Source organism: Acinetobacter sp. YWS30-1 (genome assembly GCF_033558715.1).
In the GTDB taxonomy this organism is placed as follows: Bacteria; Pseudomonadota; Gammaproteobacteria; order Pseudomonadales; family Moraxellaceae; genus Acinetobacter.
Genome location: NZ_CP114606.1, coordinates 2,786,476 through 2,803,522 on the forward strand (window position 1 = coordinate 2,786,476; position 17,047 = coordinate 2,803,522).

General features: G+C 42.3%; 16 protein-coding genes and 1 riboswitch. Of the genes, 8 read left to right on the plus strand and 8 right to left on the minus strand.

Going from position 1 to position 17,047, the window contains the following annotated elements:
- Positions 1–7 precede the first annotated feature (7 nt).
- The 3 genes from O4M77_RS13260 to O4M77_RS13270 are packed head-to-tail and all read right to left on the minus strand — an operon-like array spanning position 8 to position 2,743.
- The gene (locus tag O4M77_RS13260; RefSeq protein WP_180053818.1) at positions 8–409 is read right to left on the minus strand and encodes a YcfL family protein; all 402 of its coding nucleotides are present in this window, start codon (positions 407–409) and stop codon (positions 8–10) included.
- Positions 410–428: 19 nt separating this feature from the next.
- Entirely contained in the window at positions 429–1,778 is a 1,350-nt protein-coding gene (locus tag O4M77_RS13265; protein ID WP_323713556.1) for a hypothetical protein, read from the minus strand.
- Positions 1,775–2,743 (minus strand): IS30 family transposase, encoded by a 969-nt coding sequence (locus O4M77_RS13270; RefSeq protein ID WP_253105210.1) that lies wholly within the window; start codon positions 2,741–2,743, stop codon positions 1,775–1,777. The genes O4M77_RS13265 and O4M77_RS13270 overlap by 4 nt, the downstream gene beginning before the upstream one ends.
- 778 nt (positions 2,744–3,521) lie before the next feature.
- Here O4M77_RS13270 and O4M77_RS13275 point away from each other — a divergent pair.
- Complete coding sequence (locus O4M77_RS13275; protein ID WP_323713557.1) at positions 3,522–4,076, plus strand: YqgE/AlgH family protein; 555 nt, start codon at positions 3,522–3,524, stop codon at positions 4,074–4,076.
- Entirely contained in the window at positions 4,069–4,512 is a 444-nt protein-coding gene (gene ruvX / locus O4M77_RS13280) for a Holliday junction resolvase RuvX (RefSeq protein WP_312309888.1), read from the plus strand. Before O4M77_RS13275 ends, ruvX begins: the two co-directional genes overlap by 8 nt.
- A gap of 235 nt (positions 4,513–4,747) precedes the next feature.
- Here ruvX and O4M77_RS13285 read toward each other — a convergent pair whose 3' ends face one another.
- Complete coding sequence (locus O4M77_RS13285; protein ID WP_323713558.1) at positions 4,748–5,368, minus strand: alpha-ketoglutarate-dependent dioxygenase AlkB family protein; 621 nt, start codon at positions 5,366–5,368, stop codon at positions 4,748–4,750.
- A 160-nt stretch (positions 5,369–5,528) separates the two neighbouring features.
- Here O4M77_RS13285 and O4M77_RS13290 point away from each other — a divergent pair, with 160 nt between their 5' ends.
- A complete protein-coding gene (locus tag O4M77_RS13290) occupies positions 5,529–7,331 on the plus strand; it encodes an ABC transporter ATP-binding protein (RefSeq protein ID WP_323713559.1) in 1,803 nt (600 codons plus the stop codon).
- A gap of 76 nt (positions 7,332–7,407) precedes the next feature.
- Here O4M77_RS13290 and O4M77_RS13295 read toward each other — a convergent pair whose 3' ends face one another.
- From O4M77_RS13295 to O4M77_RS13310, 4 genes are all read right to left on the minus strand, one after another.
- Positions 7,408–7,653, minus strand: coding sequence for a hypothetical protein (locus O4M77_RS13295; protein ID WP_180031551.1), 246 nt, complete (start codon positions 7,651–7,653; stop codon positions 7,408–7,410).
- Entirely contained in the window at positions 7,602–8,687 is a 1,086-nt protein-coding gene (locus O4M77_RS13300; protein ID WP_323713560.1) for a glycosyltransferase family 2 protein, read from the minus strand. The genes O4M77_RS13295 and O4M77_RS13300 overlap by 52 nt, the downstream gene beginning before the upstream one ends.
- A 401-nt stretch (positions 8,688–9,088) precedes the next feature.
- Positions 9,089–9,808 carry a phosphate signaling complex protein PhoU gene (gene phoU, locus O4M77_RS13305; RefSeq protein ID WP_004787240.1) on the minus strand — a complete coding sequence of 240 codons (720 nt, stop codon included), beginning with the start codon at positions 9,806–9,808 and terminating at the stop codon, positions 9,089–9,091.
- Positions 9,809–9,906: 98 nt separating this feature from the next.
- Entirely contained in the window at positions 9,907–11,256 is a 1,350-nt protein-coding gene (locus O4M77_RS13310) for a TolC family outer membrane protein (RefSeq protein WP_284879478.1), read from the minus strand.
- Between the two features lie 281 nt (positions 11,257–11,537).
- On the opposite strand from O4M77_RS13310, the gene O4M77_RS13315 reads away from it, so the two are divergent.
- From O4M77_RS13315 to dksA, 5 genes are all read left to right on the plus strand, one after another.
- Complete coding sequence (locus O4M77_RS13315; RefSeq protein ID WP_323713561.1) at positions 11,538–12,575, plus strand: hypothetical protein; 1,038 nt, start codon at positions 11,538–11,540, stop codon at positions 12,573–12,575.
- Between the two features lie 96 nt (positions 12,576–12,671).
- Positions 12,672–12,800: riboswitch (TPP riboswitch) on the plus strand.
- Positions 12,801–12,890: 90 nt separating this feature from the next.
- Positions 12,891–14,786, plus strand: a complete 1,896-nt coding sequence (thiC, locus tag O4M77_RS13320) for a phosphomethylpyrimidine synthase ThiC (protein WP_159124360.1) — start codon at positions 12,891–12,893, stop codon at positions 14,784–14,786.
- A 79-nt stretch (positions 14,787–14,865) separates the two neighbouring features.
- Entirely contained in the window at positions 14,866–15,501 is a 636-nt protein-coding gene (locus O4M77_RS13325; protein WP_323713562.1) for an NUDIX domain-containing protein, read from the plus strand.
- Positions 15,498–16,310: a metallophosphoesterase gene (locus O4M77_RS13330; RefSeq protein WP_323713563.1), complete on the plus strand. Its 813-nt coding sequence runs from the start codon at positions 15,498–15,500 to the stop codon at positions 16,308–16,310. The genes O4M77_RS13325 and O4M77_RS13330 overlap by 4 nt, the downstream gene beginning before the upstream one ends.
- A 209-nt stretch (positions 16,311–16,519) precedes the next feature.
- The gene (gene dksA / locus O4M77_RS13335; RefSeq protein WP_004787252.1) at positions 16,520–17,047 is read left to right on the plus strand and encodes an RNA polymerase-binding protein DksA; all 528 of its coding nucleotides are present in this window, start codon (positions 16,520–16,522) and stop codon (positions 17,045–17,047) included.

Here is a 17,047-nt window from a genome sequence, read left to right on the forward strand (position 1 = left end):
ATCTCTCTTATTTTTTCAAGTACACAACAACATCGACAGCAGATGGATTTGGCGCCAGGGATTGCACGCCTTTGGTTTCACGGCCAGTTAACTGAATCGGCTTCCAGATGGCACCTTCAGGATTCACTTCCGCACCTTGCGCATCTACCCACACGATCTTGTAGCTAAAATCTTTGTTATTAAAACGACGGTTTTTGATTGCAATTGATGCGCGCTTCAAATCCCCTGCCGCACTCATATTTACGCGTTCTACAAATACTTCCGTACTCAGGATCGGGTTATTGGTGATCGTACGGATGCTGATTTCATTGCTTGAATTGGTCTGGGTCGACAAGGCATTCGGTGCAGTACACCCCACCATTAACAGTGCCCCTAAACCAAGTACTGCAAAGCTGAATTGATGTTTCATATCGTTCTCTTAGATTTTATTAATGTGGGATGGTGCTTACGCTGGCAGTAATCTTGTCATTGACGTGATGTGCATAGACAAAGACAGTTTGATTGGCTTTGACATCCAGATTGACAGCTGAACTGGAAAGACTGCCGCTAGAGAGCTGTAATTTATGGTTACCTGGAGCGAGATTTAAGCGGGCAATCTGGGCATTACTTGGCAAGGTACTCCAGCCACGCAAGTCGGCACGTTCAGTTGACATATTAAGCACATTGCCGGCCACCTGACCCAAAATACCCAGCTGATTGCCCAACTGTTTTTGTGCCGCATATTTGGCGCTTGCACGCATGATTTGACTGGTCAGATTGCCTACTACTTTTTCTTTCAGATCTTTAACTGCCAGAGCGCCAATATCACTAATCACGTAGCTGTCTTGCATAGGCTTATTGTTAACTTTGACTTTTAAGCTTTTCGGTGCCACATAGGTGCTTGGTTCATAAGTCGCAAAAGCGATATTGACCAGACCGCCTGGTGTTGGCACATCAATCTTGTTTTCAACCTTTTGTGGCACAATGCCTTGCTCGATAAAGACAATCACCGGCACACTGCCACTTTTTGGTTTTGCTACTAACTGATTCAGGCGTTTTACATCTTGGGCAATCTGCGCATCTGGTTGTAATTCATAGGCCTTTTTATAATCTACCAAGGCATCATTATATTCACCCAAGGTTTCCCATAAATTGGCAGCCATGTAGAACGCATACGCATTCTGGTAGCTGTTTTTAATCTTGCCTGCAATAGGGTCCAAACCTATAAACGCTTCATCCAGTGCGCTAAGCGGATTTCCTTCAGTAGCCGGTTTTTTAACTTTATCTTTTTTTCTTTCCAGCTCTTTCTGGTGAGCCAGTTCAATTTCACGCTGGAGGCCTTGCGCGACCCGCATTTCTACGGATGCAGCTTCTAAATCTTTGAGAAAAATATAGTTTTTTGCCTGAGAAATATGTGCCAGTACCTGTTCATGTGGTGGCACCAGATAAGGAACGATTGAATCATTACTCATCAAAGCCAGAGCTTTAAAGCCCACACGGGATACACTGACTTTCGCACGATTTTGCTGTTTATCCAGCAAAGTAAAAGCCTGTTTATAATATTCTTGGCTTTGATCATATTGATGATTAACCTGTAATAAACGGGCTTGTTCTAACAGATATAAAACTCCATCTTTTGAATTAGTTTTATTCTTGAAATCTGTAATTAAATTTTCAGACAGTTCTGCATTTAAATGACTACGAAAAAAATTACCTTCTTCATTATATGTTTTGAATACTGCCGCATGGGAAATAATAGATGCTGAACATAGAGTAGAAATTAAAGTCGGCGAATTCAAACATGAGGTGCGACAGTTTCAAAAGCCTTATGATAATCAACAAGCTGAGCAAATTTCTCTAATGGTGTAAGCCAATCTAACGCTTTTCTAGGACGAGTATTCAGTGACATGGCGACTTGATTTAAATAATGCTGATCTGCCTGATTTAAATCAATCCCTTTAGGTAAATATTGCCTAATTAAACCATTCATATTTTCGCATGTACCTTTCTGCCATGGCGAATGTGGGTCACAGAAATATACATCTATGCCTAAATCTTCTTCGAGGATTTTATGTTCTGACATCTCACGTCCACGGTCATAGGTCAACGTTTTACGTAGTTCTGCAGGTAAATATTTCAGAGCTTCAGTTAAAGCCTTGCGCACTGATTCTGCCTTTGCATCAGGTAATGTTGCCAAGATACAGAGCCGTGTATTTCGTTCAATAAGTGTTGCTATCGAACTTTTATTGTCTTTACCTTTAATTAAATCGGCTTCCCAATGACCCGGTATTTTTCTTTCTTGAACTTCGGCTGGGCGCTCATGAATAGTTTTAATATCCTGTAATATAGAATCTTTTTTAGGTTCACCGTTAGCTTTTCGCTTTTTATTTTCATGACGCAGACAGGATAATAAGTCTTTTTTCAACTCACCCTTTGGTAATGCTCGTATAGTTGAATAAATCGTTGTATGGCTTACATTCATTGTTTGATCCAAATCAGGAAATGTCTTTAAACGCTTTGCTATTTGCTGAGGAGACCATAAACAACGGATCGCTTCAACAATAAATCTCCAGAGAATTGAGTCGATTTTGAGTTTTCTGTGACCGCGTCTACGTCTAGCGAAGGTGTTATCAGAAGCATATTGAGCTTGATAAACGTCATTGATGCTATTTCTTTTAAGCTCACGATAGATCGTACTAGGATGTCTTTTAATGAGTTCAGCAAATTTTCTGGCTGAAAAGCCTTCTTTTCTTGACTCAAGCATTAATGCAGTACGATCTTCAAAGTTAAGATGATGGTATGACAATTTTATATACTCCATAAACCCTTTAAATTAATTAGGTGGTTTATGTCGCACTTCAAGTTTTACTCTGCCGTCCCTTTAAAAAAATGATGCATAACGATCCGTTAAAATAATAGAAGATTAAAAATCGGCGCATCTTACAAACAAAGCCTGATTGTTTCAATATGTAGTTTATGTATATATTACGTAAAATTTAACTCTAAACAAACGCATTATATTTACCTAAATTAAACAATATTAAATAAACTTTACAAATTATGATCGTTTTTAAGTATGAAAAATCTTTTCTATTATTGCTATATAAGTTTAATTAATTACATCTATTCATTAATAAAATAACTTATAAAAAATTAATAAAAAATAAAGCACTCCGCTTTAAATATAAAATTTAATATTTTCTTTTATTTAATTATTTAGTTTAATTATTAAACAATTAAAAATATATAAACTTATCCCTTATTGAATTTATTTTATATTCTTAGTCAATAATAAATGCACTCTAGAATTTACCATTCAATAAAATAAAACTGATTTTATTGATTTATTGAAAAAATAAAAAAAATACCTATTTGTAGTTTTTTTATACTCAGTATCTACAAAGCTAAGTTGTCAGTGGTGCATTTTTGTGGGATAAGTAAATAAAGGAATAGATAATTTGCAAATTGAAAATCCAGTCTTTTGCCCTGATAAATCATCTACCACGATCACAAACGATATAGACTTTTGGAGAGCCGCTCAGGTGACTAAACAATATCTGACTCATCGTTGTCTGATTGCGCCACCCCATGCAAGTGACGATTTTTTTGCCCATACGGTCATTTATCTGGCTCGTCATGATGAAGATGGCGCTCAAGGGATTATTATTAACCGCCCTGCTGGCATTCAAATTAAAGAATTGCTGAATGATCTGGACATTGAGGCGGATAATGTCAATCCCCATGAAGTGTTGCAAGGTGGACCTTTGCGACCAGAGGCCGGTTTTGTCCTGCATACCGGTCAGCCGACTTGGCATTCCTCTATTGCTGTGGGTGAAAATGTTTGTATTACCACATCTAAAGATATTCTGGATGCGATTGCGCATAATGGAGGCGTAGGCCGCTATCAGATCGCCTTGGGTTATGCGAGCTGGGGCAAACATCAGCTTGAAGAAGAGATTGCCCGAGGTGACTGGCTAATCTGTGAATCCGATATGGACCTGATTTTTAACTTACCTTATAACGACCGCTGGGATGCTGCCTATAAAAAAATGGGCGTAGACCGAACCTGGTTATCTTCCGAGATTGGACATGCCTGATGTAAACGCGCCAAACACTATTATGGCGTTTGATTTTGGTACACAGAAAATGGGAATAGCAGTCGGCCAATCCCTGATTGAAAGTGCCAATCCCCTCCCTTTATTTCCTATGAAAGACGGGATTCCGAACTGGGACGAATTACTGAAAATTGTAAAAAGCCATCAGCCGGGCCTATTTTTGGTCGGCCTGCCACTAAATATGGATGATAGTGAATCTGAACTGTCGACACGGGCACGTAAATTTGCCCGCCGTTTACGTCATCAGACCAATATTGAAACCTTGATGGTGGATGAACGCCTGACCACTCGTGAAGCACGGGATGAACTGGATCATTATCAGGCACAAGGTCGCGGCAAAAAATTGTCTGCGGACAGTATTGCTGCTGCCCTCTTGATTGAAAGCTGGTATAGGCATCCGGCTGGACTGCAACCCTAAATTTCTTTTAAATATAAGCAATAGCATCTTTCGAGATACTATTTTTTTTGAATTGAAGAATCTCTTTTTTAGTTCATTGGGGTACTTTTAATCTAAAAACAATAGAGTGCCTTCATCAATCATTTTTTCATCATTCGACACCGAAGAAATCCCCTTATCCTAATTTCTCCCTGATAGAGAAAGAACTTTAAATACGAATGGACTAACATTTTTGGTTTTATCAAAGATAATTTAATTAAGGAAAAAAATAACGAAAGGTCAGGTTAATTCTAGGTTCTAAAACCCGAGTCGTTTTCCGGATACAATGTTTCCAGTAGTGTTGGGTCTGTCCTCGCATCACAATCAACTGACCACTTTGTAAAAGCAGATCTACTGTTTCATTCTCTGTTTTGTGTTTAAAGCTCATCTTGCGGGTTGCCCCCAAACTGAGGGATGCAATCACATTTTCCTGTGACGTTCCCTGATATAAAGCCGCTTCATCATCACTATGCCAGCCCAGACCTTGCGAACCATCTTCATATAAATTGGCCAGACAGGAATTAAACGAATGACCGACCAGCTTTTCAATATGCTGTTTTAACCGGAACAGACCCGGTGTCCAGATCTGAGCCTGCTTGAAACTTCCAGAGTAGTGATACTGATAATGTTCATCGCCATACCACACCACTTTTCGTCCCGTAATATAATGCTTGCCAAATAAATTCACTTCGTCCGGCTGCCAGACCAGATGAGCTAAAAAATCCTGTAAATATTGCTGGCTCTGCTTTTCATCCAAAATCTGGCCATAATCTTCCACGACCCCATCAAAGGGTAATAGATTAGCTTGAGGTTCTGGCGCAAACAGGTCCAAAGTCATTTTAAAATCAGTCTAAAAATTTCAGTATCTTGCTGAAAAGATTGAGACTTATCCGGAAAAATTACAATCTAATTTCACAAATAAATACAACATTTACTCTTGTGAGTACCTTTATTCCTGCCTAGACTAAATTCAACTTTGACAATAAAAATAATTGCTTATGAATTTATGGCAGCTGTTTTTAAAACTTCGTCCCTTTGTCAGCCCTTATCGACTTCTGGTGATTGCAACCCTCATTCTGACCCTGATCGGTTCCTTTACTGCTCAGGTCAATGCACTGACCCTGCAATATGCAGTCGACAGTATCAATGCTTTGCTGGAACAAGGACAAGGGCTGGATGAAGGCTGGCATATACTGATTACTATCTCTGCCATTTTACTTGGTAAAGAGGTGGTGAATGCACTGGTACAGTTTGGGCAGAAGTTTTATGGAGAAAAGCTGCGGATTTTTATTTCCCAAGATCTGGCTCAAGGCATTATTGAAAAGTTTTTAAAGTATCGGCTGGCATTTTTTAATCAGGATAATAATCAGGCCGGAAAATTGCAGACCCGGATCGACCGCGGAATTGGCTCCCTCACCCGACTGGTTCAGATCTTTTTCATTGATATTTTTCCTCTATTTACCAGTGCAATTGTCGCGCTCGGATTGATGTACTATGCCAATTTTTATGTCGGGCTGGTCGCCACAGCGATTGTACCGATCTACTTCTGGCTCACCTATAAACAGGCACAAAAACTTGGTGGATGGCGCCGTAGTCTGAGAGATGGCCGGGAAAAAAAGAGCCAAGGGATTCTCAGTATCATCAATTCAATTACAGTCATCAAATCCTTTAACCGGGAATCAATTGAATCAGACAAGCAGCTGAGCTTGCAGCGTGAACTGACCGATAACCAGATGAAAACCCGGCAAACCAGCTTCCTGTTTGATGGCTTAAAAACCTTTATTGAACAGATCGGCATAGTCCTGATTATTATTCTGACCTCCTATTTTGTACTGGATGGCCAGATGAGTATCGGCATGATCATGTACCATGTGCTGCTCTTTAATAACGTCTCTGCCCCGATTCGCTCGTTGCACCGGATTTATGATGAAGTGAATGATGCCATGATCTATTCAGAAAGCTTCTTTAATATTCTGGAAGCGGATGCTGAAATTGAACAGAGTGGCCAGCAAAAACCACCTGTCCAAGGCCGATTTGAGCTAAGTGGCGTGAATTTTTATTATCCGAATGGGCATCATGCTTTAAAAGATATCAATATGGAAATCCGCCCCAATACCATTACCGCACTGGTAGGATTATCGGGAGCCGGAAAATCAACCTTGATCAGTCTGCTAGATAAATTTTATGAACCACAGGAAGGCCAGATCAAGCTGGATGGGATTGATTTAAAAGATTATGACACTCAATATTTACGTGATCATATCGGATTGGTACTACAGAAAAACCATATTTTCCAGGGCACAATTTTTGACAATATCCGTTATGGCAAAACCAATGCCAGTATGGAGGAGGTGATTGCAGCTGCTCAAAAAGCCTCGATTCATGAACAGATTTTACAGCTACCGGATAGCTATGATTCCGATGCCCTGCAACTGTCCGGCGGTCAGCAACAGCGGATTGCCATCGCACGGATGTTCCTGAAAAACCCGCCGATTATTTTTCTGGACGAGCCGACGGCGAGTCTGGATGCCATTGCGACAGAACAGATCAAACAAAGTCTGGATCAGATCAAGCAAGGCCGTACCGTGATTATTATTTCGCATAGCCTGTCTCAAATTATTGATGCAGACTATACCTATGTGATGAAAGAAGGTTGTATTGCCGAACACGGTGAACATGACGCGCTTTATCATCAGGACGGCGTATATAAGGAAATTTTCGATGCGATGGCCAAGAGCCTGAATATTGAAAAAATTGCCAAGACTTTTGAAGATGATGCAGAGGAAGAAACGCATAGTTAGCTCTTCATTAGACTATCCCTAAAAAAGAAAAGCGGTCTTTAAAGACCGCTTAAAATCAAAATATCATGATCCAGATTTAAAAATGCACAATCCATTCACCCCTGATATAACGATAATCGTAATTCGGACCATAGAACGAAGCACTGCGGTTATAGCCAGCATTCATCCGCAGAAATTGCGAGCCACGAACAGGACTTTGTAGGTTAAGTTCGAATAGCTGGGTAGACTGGCTCGGATCCTGATTAATTTTTTCTCGACCAAAGCCTGCAGTTAAGCCTGCAGACCAGCCAGCGAAGCGCTGACGCCAACCAAGAGCGAGCATCGATTCTTGATAATCTTCTGGGTTGAAGTACTCTCTACCCACATTAAAATACTAGGATGTTTAATGAATGCCTCAATCATGCCACGAGCCCAACGCTGACGCTGTTTAACAAACACTTTAAGCGTCGTCGGTGCATTGGTAAACAGGCAGGCATCCTCACAATGGCCAATCCGATAACCTGCATTTAACAAGGCCCAAGTCAGCACAATATCTTCACCTACACATTCAGGCCAGCCACCGACTTCAATCAGGGCATTACGGTCATAAATAGAAAAAGCACCTTGCGCTACCAAAGTTCCCTGATAGAGAGATTGCAGGCGTTTGGTTGCTGAGATTCCCAGAAAATAGTCCCATTCCTGAGTTTTGGTCAGCAGATTGGTACGCGAATTACGTACCAGAATTTTACCTGCAACCGCACGTGTATTTGGAGGATCTGCCACATAGCGTTCAACAATATTGATCAGGGCAACACGATGGAGATAGGAATCCGCATCGACGGTAATTACCAGATCATGTTCCGCAAGTTTCAGGCCTTCATTTAAGGCGTGCGCTTTCCCTGCATTTTGCTTTAAATCCAATAAAGTCAGCCAGGGAAATCTTGATTCTGCTTTGCGAACAATCTCTGCGGTTTCATCCTGAGAACCATCATTGATCACAATAACCTGTAATTTTCCCGGATATTTTTGCTGGTTAATACTGACCAAAGTGTCTTCAATTGACGCGGCTTCATTGTAAGCAGCCACCAACATGGTAATCCCTGGATAAACTGCTAATGGCTGGCGTTTAGGGCGTCTGTCCATCATCAGGCTTAATGCCGCAAATGAGTTCATAAATCCTGGAATAATGGCAATACCATAAATCAGAAAAATAGCCCAAAAGTAACCAACATAAGTGCTCAAATCATGCAACCAGTCCTGAGCAATCCAGATGGAAAATACGGTCCAAAAACACGCACCCATTAACGCGATCACAAACTTTAACTGCACAGAAAAATAAATTCGGGAAGCTTCTCTTTGACTTTCATCAATGATCATGAATTTTCTCTTAAATATATAATTTCACTGAGTAAATTAATGCAGGGTTAGGTTTAGACCAGAAGTATGTGACTGATAACAAAAGAGCTTCGTTTTTCTTTCTTATCTATAGGTTTGATGAGCACATGAAAAAATCTTTTCACTTTCTGAAAATGATTCCATTTTCATAAATCAACCCGCATTTTGCTAAGTTATATACAACTTTTGTATGTTTTTTGATAAATAGTTCACATTTCTTTTAATTAAATTTATAAAGCTTATTAGTAATTGTTATTTATGTGATTTTTCTCATAGCAATATTAGGGAACACCTATCCTATCTAGCTTTCACAATATCAAGAACATATTTTTGAAATAAAAAAACCTACATAATGCAGGCTTTTTACTATTATTTAGTTTTAATTAACGTTGAAATTTTTGCTCAATTTCTTCGACACTGCTATGCCGTACATCCAGGCCCTTGACCATATAAATGACCTGTTCCGAAATATTACGTGCATGATCTCCAATGCGTTCCAGCGAACGTAGTACCCAAAGTACATTAATCACCCGACTAATATGCCGTGGATCTTCAATCATATAGGTCATTAAAGTACGGGTAGCGGACTGATATTCCCGGTCAATGTCGGCATCGGCCTGCATCACGCGCAGCGCTTGGTCTACATCCAGACGAGCAAAGGCATCCAATGCATCATGAATCATCACTCGAACTTGGTTACCAATATGTCGGGTTTCCATATAACCGCGTGGTGAACCACCCTCTTCACACAAAGTCTGGGCAATACGGGCAATTTTCGATGCTTCATCTCCAATCCGTTCCAGATCGGTATTGGCCTTGGACATGGCAAGCACCATACGCAGATCAATGGCAGCGGGATGACGGCGAGCCAAAATCAGAGTGAGTGCCTCATCAATTTCACTTTCCAAGCGGTTCACAGTATTGTCCTGAAACTGCACATCGACCGCCATGGCAGCATCTGTATCCAGCAGCGCATGAATGGCATTGGCTACCTGCTGTTCTACCATGCCACCCATGGTCATGAATTTGGTATTTACATCCTGCAATTCTTCATTGAATTGCGAAGAAATATGATGACTGAGCACAGGATTATTGGGACTCAAGGAAATCTACTCCAGAACAGGAAAAGGCAAGAACACATCATGAAATATCATTAAAGCATGACCATCATGAAAGTTTGATGACAACTCATTAGTCGTCTTTAAGAACGGTCATATTCAATGAGCCAGGCATTCATCTCTGCCAGTTCCTTTTCTGTCAATTGTCCTACTGAAGCCTGTAATTGCAGTACATGCAGCAAATAATCATATTTAGCATTCAGATAGTCAGTCTTAGCAGAGAAGGCATTACGCTGCGCCAGCAATACATCCACCATGGTTTTTAAACCTTCCTGATATTGAGCTCTGGAAGCTTGAGACACAATATCTGAAGATTGCATCGCTGCTTTACGTGCATTGAGTTTGGCCTCATCCGTTTCTACCTGCAGATAAGACTGTTTGACATCGGTGTTGGCTTTGCGGATTGCGGCATCCAGTTGGGCTTCACTTCGCTGCACATTTACGCCGGCCTGACGAATACTTTTTTGGGTTCGGCCCCCGGTAAACAGGTTCCAGTTGACCTCGACGCCAATCTGGTCAAAATCACCATTGGTTGATAACACTGTTTCAGGAGTCTGCTTTAAATAGCCATAGGTTCCGACGGCTTCAACCTGAGGATAGAGAGCCGCCTGCTCTACCCGCTTGGCATCTTCCGAATAGCGTTTCTGCAAACGGGCCTGTAGAATTTCCAGATTCTGGTTTTGTGCCAGTTCGGTCCAGGAACCGATATTACTCGGAACAGGTTTCTGAAACTGGAAATCCTCACGCAGAACCGCCAGATTTTCCTGATAAGGTCCAATCAACTGAGCCAACTGTTCCTGAGCTAGAACCAACTGCACCTGTGTAGAAATCCGGTTAGCTTGCGCACTCTGATATTGGGCATTGGCTTCACTGACATCACTTCTCGCCACGAGCCCTTCTCGAAGTTTGGCATTCATCATCCTTAACTGTTCTGATAAAGCCTGCTCTTCCTGTAAATAAGCTGTGGTTAAAGACTGCTGACGTAAAACATTAAAATAGGCTTCTGCCACCTGCAAAATATGCTGCTGCTTTTGCAGACGCAGATTAACTTCGCTGAGTTCTACCGAGGTTTTGACCTGCTTATAACCCTGCCAGGCATCCCAACGAAACAGTGGCTGACGTGCAGTGACTGCAATCTGCCGTGTGGTCGTACTCGAACCTTGTAGTTCCCCAAATTCGGCAGGCAAACCTTCTATCGATGAATTATCAGCAGACTGGTTTTTACGGGTCACATTTCCAGATAAAGTCACAGTCGGCAATAAATTTCCGCTGGCAATGCCCAGATTGAGCTGATCCGACTGGTATTGCAACAGATTCGCCTGCCAGTTCGGATCATTCTGCTGGGCACGCTGATAAGCTTCAAGCAGATCCAGCGCAAACAGTGTCGGACTGGCACCCAATAAACAGGCACTGACGATGAGTTTTAATTTCATTTTATAATTTTCACCCCTACAGCCATTTAAATCATCAGATTAAGGCGCTTTAAACCCAGCAATACTAAAGATTTCTTTTGATTTTTTACGTATGACTTTTATTACTTTTCTCTTATAGATCCACGATTTTATTCAATATTCCTCCTATTTTCCCTATCCCGCATCCTAGCTTAACAAAGCCATTCACAATACTACACATAGAACTTGAATTAGATCTATACAATATAGCTCCCAGTAAGGCAGTTATTTCTGATTTCATCTATATAGAGTCCTGAAGCATAGTGTTAACGCGAATTCATTCGATATTCAAAGTTTGTTTTGTTTTCAGCAGCTTGCTGTTCGTAGGCGGATGCCAGCAATCCTCAGAACCGCAAGTTGAAATGGAACAGGCCGAGGTTAAAACCGTTCAATCTCCCGCGAACGATTTCACCCTCATGTGTGAAAATATTGAAAAAAACATGTCCCAGATTAATGAACAGCGCACCACTTTTGCGCTGGAACAGATTAATCAGGATCTTAAAGTGTGTCTGCCGCTCATGGAACTGGCCGAGCAGAAACACCTGATGCAGCGTTCCACCGAAATGTATCAACGCTTCCTGCATGTGGAACGTACCGAATTCCAGCAACGTGCTTTCGAGCAATATGCCTTGGATATGGCTCAGCATCCCACCATTCAGCAAAGCCACTTTGAACAGTTGACTACACGCGACCAGTATTTATTGAAGCATAAAGGTCAGGCCTATGTAGAACTCTTAGATCAGGGCAATGGCACGCTACAATATCGTCGTAGTCCGGAATATCTGGTACGTATCTTTGCGCCGTATTTACCAGCTGCCGAAAAGGTATTTATTGAAAATCTGGCTGAGCAGAATATGGAACCGGTCTTGGTCGAAAAACGCTTACAGCTTGAAGCTGCCCATATTGCCGCTCGCGCTTTATTCTGGGAAGATTATCTGCAAACTTATCCGAAAAGTAGCTATCAGCGCGATGCCGAATATCTGCTGAAACAATATACTTATTTCCTGTTCAGAGGCAGCGAGCAATCGCCAATCTCTGAGGATTATCGTGACCGTTATTCAGTAGAAACCAGCCATCTGGAAACTATTATTGGTCTAGCGCGTGGTCAGAAATCCAAGTTATCGACACAGGCGCAATTATTTTTAGAGTTTCTGGACATGAATCCTGAACAGCGTCAGCGTGCCTTAGCTGCGGAATATCGTGACCGTTCCAGCACTGAACAGATTTTATATTATGCTCAAGTCACCCCACCCTCACAGAACTATGGTAAAGACTGCTTTAAGGATGCGATCTGTCTTTAAAACAATCTTTTCTTAAAAATCGATGAGATAGCCGAAAATCAGCAACTCCTCCCAATTTAAAGCTACTTTTTAAATACCAACTAAGCTAAGATTTAGCCTCGCTTGACGGAGCGCGAGTAATAACTCGCTGAGATCACTTAAATCAGCCTTTTCGGCCATTTGATAGTGAGTACCGTTGAACCTGATCAGGTTAATACCTGCGTAGGAATCAAGCCATCTAAAAACGACTACCCTTGTTTTATCTACTCCCAGATAATTCTGTCCACGTTTTTGGTCGTGCTTGATTCGTTGATGTCATTCATAAGGATCATTGCAATGAGCCAGTTAACGAATCTTTCTTCTGAAACTCCCCTTACTCCACACGAGCAGGAAGCGCGCGATCTGACCCGCATTCTGCCGGCTTCCCGGAAAGTTTATCTGCAAGGCTCGCGTCCTGATATTCAGGTGCCCATGCGAGAAATTTCTCTCAGCGAAACTCCGACTGGTCTGGGCGGTGAATATAATGCACCGTTGATGGTCTATGACACTTCAGGGGTTTATACCGATCCAAATGTTGAAATTGATCTGAATAAAGGCCTACCAAATCTGCGTGAAGGCTGGATTGAACAACGTAATGACACAGAAATGCTGGATGATTTAAGTTCTGAGTTTGGTCGCCAACGTCTGCGCGATATCCGTACTGCCAATATCCGCTTTGCCCATATCCAGAAACCACGCCGGGCTAAACTTGGCCAGAATGTGACCCAGATGCACTATGCCAAACAGGGCATTATTACGCCGGAAATGGAATATATCGCGATTCGGGAAAACCTGCGTCAGCTGGAAGGGACCGATATGCGCCAGCATCCGGGACAGAATTTTGGTGCCAAAAATTTACAGGAAATCACCCCTGAATTTGTCCGTCAGGAAGTCGCTGCAGGCCGTGCCATTATTCCTGCCAATATCAATCACCCTGAACTGGAACCAATGATCATCGGGCGCAATTTCCTGGTGAAAATCAATGCCAATATCGGGAACTCCGCACTAGGTTCAAGTATTGAAGAAGAAGTGTCAAAAATGACCTGGGCAACCCGCTGGGGTGCCGATACGATTATGGATCTGTCGACTGGTCAGAATATTCATGAAACCCGTGAATGGATTATCCGTAACTCTCCAGTGCCAATCGGTACCGTACCAATTTATCAGGCACTAGAAAAAGTCAACGGTGTAGCTGAAGACCTGACCTGGGAAATCTTTAAAGATACCTTGATTGAACAGGCTGAACAGGGCGTGGATTACTTCACGATTCATGCCGGTGTGTTACTTCGTTATGTACCACTGACCGCGAATCGTTTGACTGGCATCGTATCGCGTGGTGGTTCGATCATGGCACAGTGGTGTCTGGCCCATCATCAGGAAAACTTCCTTTATACCCATTTCGATGAAATTTGTGAAATCATGAAAGCCTATGATGTGTCTTTCAGCCTTGGGGATGGCTTACGTCCGGGCTGTATTCAGGATGCCAATGACGAAGCGCAATTTGCCGAGCTACGGACTTTAGGTGAACTAACGCATCGTGCCTGGGAACATGATGTACAGGTGATGATCGAAGGTCCTGGCCATGTACCGATGCATATGATTAAGGAAAATATGGATCTGCAGCTGGAAGTCTGTAAGGAAGCGCCTTTTTATACTCTTGGGCCGTTAACCACAGATATCGCACCGGGTTATGACCACATTACTTCGGCGATAGGTGCCGCGATGATTGGCTGGTACGGTACGGCAATGCTTTGCTACGTGACACCGAAAGAACATTTAGGCTTGCCGAACAAGAAAGATGTCAAAGATGGCATCATTACCTACAAGATTGCTGCACATGCTGCTGATCTGGCCAAAGGCCATCCGGGAGCACAAGCACGTGATAATGCTCTGTCTAAAGCCCGTTTTGAGTTCCGTTGGGAAGACCAGTTTAACCTGAGCCTGGATCCGGACACAGCACGCAGTATGCATGATGAAACCATGCCAAAAGCGGCGCATAAATCGGCTCACTTCTGCTCAATGTGCGGACCAAAGTTCTGTTCAATGAAAATCACGCAAAATGTGCGGGATTATGCCAGCCAGTTATCTGCTGATGAAACCCCGGCTGTAACGCAGGCAGAGATTGAAGCCGGCCTTAAGCAGATGAAAAACGATTTCCATAGCTCTGGTCAAAAATTGTACCACAAGGTGTAAAACCGTAAAAAAAACAGTTGTTTTCATAAAAATCTCAGATAGGATGAAAAAAATAAGTTATTTCATCCTTTTCTGAGTTATGAATATTATTAAACAAGCCTCTTATAATAAAAAAGATTTTAGGATAGAGGCCCGTGAGTTTTTATATCGGGGATTTATTCAGGTGGAAAAAGTCACGTTACGTCATCGTGTCTTCCATCAGGAATCTTATAAACCTGCATTGCAGCGTGAGCTCATCCATCGTCCTGAAGCCGCTGGGGTACTGCTGTATAACGATCAACAGCAAAAATTCGGCTTGATTGAACAGTTCCGTATTGGCGGGCTGGATGATCAGGATACGCCATGGCAACTAGAAGTCATTGCCGGTGTACTGGATGGCGATGAAACGCCTGAGACCTGTATTCGCCGCGAAGCTTTCGAAGAGTCAGGCTGCACTGTTGATTCCTTACAGCATCTTTTCAGTTTCTACCCTTCTGCCGGTGCCTGCTCGGAACTGTTTCATCTTTATGTCGCCCAGACTGAACTGCCTGAAGAAGGCGGTGTTTTTGGTATGCCGGATGAAGGGGAAAATATCCAGCTGCACATTCTGGATTATGCCGATATTCCGACCCTGCTGAATAATGGTCGCTTGAGAAATGCACCTGTGATTATGGCCTTACAATGGCTACAACAGCATCAACAGGCTGTCCCATCAGGTTTAAGGGGGCAGACATGACATCGGAAAAATTCAGTCCTGCATCGCCACAAGAATGGACCATTATCCAGATTTCTGACACCCACTTGATGGATCAGCCCAATCTGGAATTCGCGAATATGAACCCGGAGCAGAGCTTTCATGAAGTCATGCAGCATATTCAGTATAATTTTCCAGGAATGGATGCCTTAGTACATACCGGTGATCTGGCACAGGTGCCGATCGCAGAAACCTATACACGTTATTTAAAATATATCCAGTCTTGCCAGGTGCCCTATTACCAGATTCCGGGCAATCATGATGACATCAAGGTCTTTCCTTTTTATCAGGATCGAGATCAGGCTCATGCGATTCATTTTGGCAACTGGACCCTGATTTTACTAAATAGTGCAGTCCAGGATCGGATAGATGGTTGGGTAGAGCAGGCTCAACTGGAACAGCTAGACCAATTATTGCTTGAATACCGTAATCAGCATGTGGTTGTGGCTTGCCATCATCATCCTTTTGCGATGAAGTCGCACTGGATTGACCAGCACCGGCTAAAGAATGCCGAAGATCTAAAAGATGTACTGGCCCGGCACCAGAATGTGAAGCTGGTTCTGTTTGGTCATGTGCATCAGGATTCCTGCAATGAATGGCACGGTATCCAGTTTTTATCGACGCCATCGACCAGCGTACAGTTCAAACCCAAGAGTGATGAATTCGCGCTAGACCAGGCGGCACCCGGCTATCGTGTATTACATTTGAAACAAAATGGGGAGTTCGATACACATATCGAACGTGTGACCTTAAGCCAGCAAAATATTAATACCGAAATTTCAGGTTATTAACTTTGCATTTTATTTTTTTTGAATTACTTTATTGCAACCAAAGGAAATGTGATATCTATAATCCAGACATCAAAGACTATCAAAAAGCATAAAAAGTCTATATGATGACGACCCCCGTAGGAGGATAATCTTTCTACAGGGTGGATAAAAATTGCATATCACCATATTTTTTGCGTATTAACATACGCATATGATGAGGAATGCCCTAAATGGCGAATGACAACCAAAATCAAGTCTTAGACGAACAAACTGATGTTGTAGAGGAAAAACCTACAAAACGTGTGCGCAAATCTAAGCCGAAAACGACTGAGGGTGGTTCTACTGCTAGCTTATTTGGTATTGAACCTTATCAACCTAAAAAAAATGAAGAATACATGTCTGAAGGGCAGCTTGAACACTTCCGCCAAATCTTGATGGCATGGAAAGCTGAACTGATGTCAGAAGTTGATCGTACTTTAAATACGATGCAAGACGAAAACACTGCACTCCCTGATGTAAACGACCGTGCGACTCAGGAAGAAGAATTTGCCATCGAACTTCGTACTCGTGACCGTGAACGTAAACTGATCCGCAAAATCGAGCAATCTATCGAAGCGATTAAAAACGATGACTACGGTTTCTGTGAAACTTGTGGTATCGAAATTGGTCTGCGCCGTCTAGAAGCACGTCCAACTGCAACTTTATGTATCGACTGCAAAACTTTGGCAGAGATCAAAGAGAAGCAAAATAACGGTTAA

Excerpts from the sequence above, each read along its gene's own strand:
- O4M77_RS13260 (WP_180053818.1), bottom strand. The coding sequence starts at position 409 with ATGAAACATCAATTCAGCTTTGCAGTACTTGGTTTAGGGGCACTGTTA.
- O4M77_RS13270 (WP_253105210.1), bottom strand. The coding sequence starts at position 2,743 with ATGCTTGAGTCAAGAAAAGAAGGCTTTTCAGCCAGAAAATTTGCTGAA.
- ruvX (WP_312309888.1), top strand. The coding sequence starts at position 4,069 with ATGCCTGATGTAAACGCGCCAAACACTATTATGGCGTTTGATTTTGGT.
- O4M77_RS13285 (WP_323713558.1), bottom strand. The coding sequence starts at position 5,368 with ATGACTTTGGACCTGTTTGCGCCAGAACCTCAAGCTAATCTATTACCC.
- O4M77_RS13290 (WP_323713559.1), top strand. The coding sequence starts at position 5,529 with ATGAATTTATGGCAGCTGTTTTTAAAACTTCGTCCCTTTGTCAGCCCT.
- O4M77_RS13295 (WP_180031551.1), bottom strand. The coding sequence starts at position 7,653 with ATGCTCGCTCTTGGTTGGCGTCAGCGCTTCGCTGGCTGGTCTGCAGGC.
- O4M77_RS13300 (WP_323713560.1), bottom strand. The coding sequence starts at position 8,687 with ATGATCATTGATGAAAGTCAAAGAGAAGCTTCCCGAATTTATTTTTCT.
- O4M77_RS13310 (WP_284879478.1), bottom strand. The coding sequence starts at position 11,256 with ATGAAATTAAAACTCATCGTCAGTGCCTGTTTATTGGGTGCCAGTCCG.
- thiC (WP_159124360.1), top strand. The coding sequence starts at position 12,891 with ATGAGCCAGTTAACGAATCTTTCTTCTGAAACTCCCCTTACTCCACAC.
- O4M77_RS13325 (WP_323713562.1), top strand. The coding sequence starts at position 14,866 with ATGAATATTATTAAACAAGCCTCTTATAATAAAAAAGATTTTAGGATA.
- O4M77_RS13330 (WP_323713563.1), top strand. The coding sequence starts at position 15,498 with ATGACATCGGAAAAATTCAGTCCTGCATCGCCACAAGAATGGACCATT.
- dksA (WP_004787252.1), top strand. The coding sequence starts at position 16,520 with ATGGCGAATGACAACCAAAATCAAGTCTTAGACGAACAAACTGATGTT.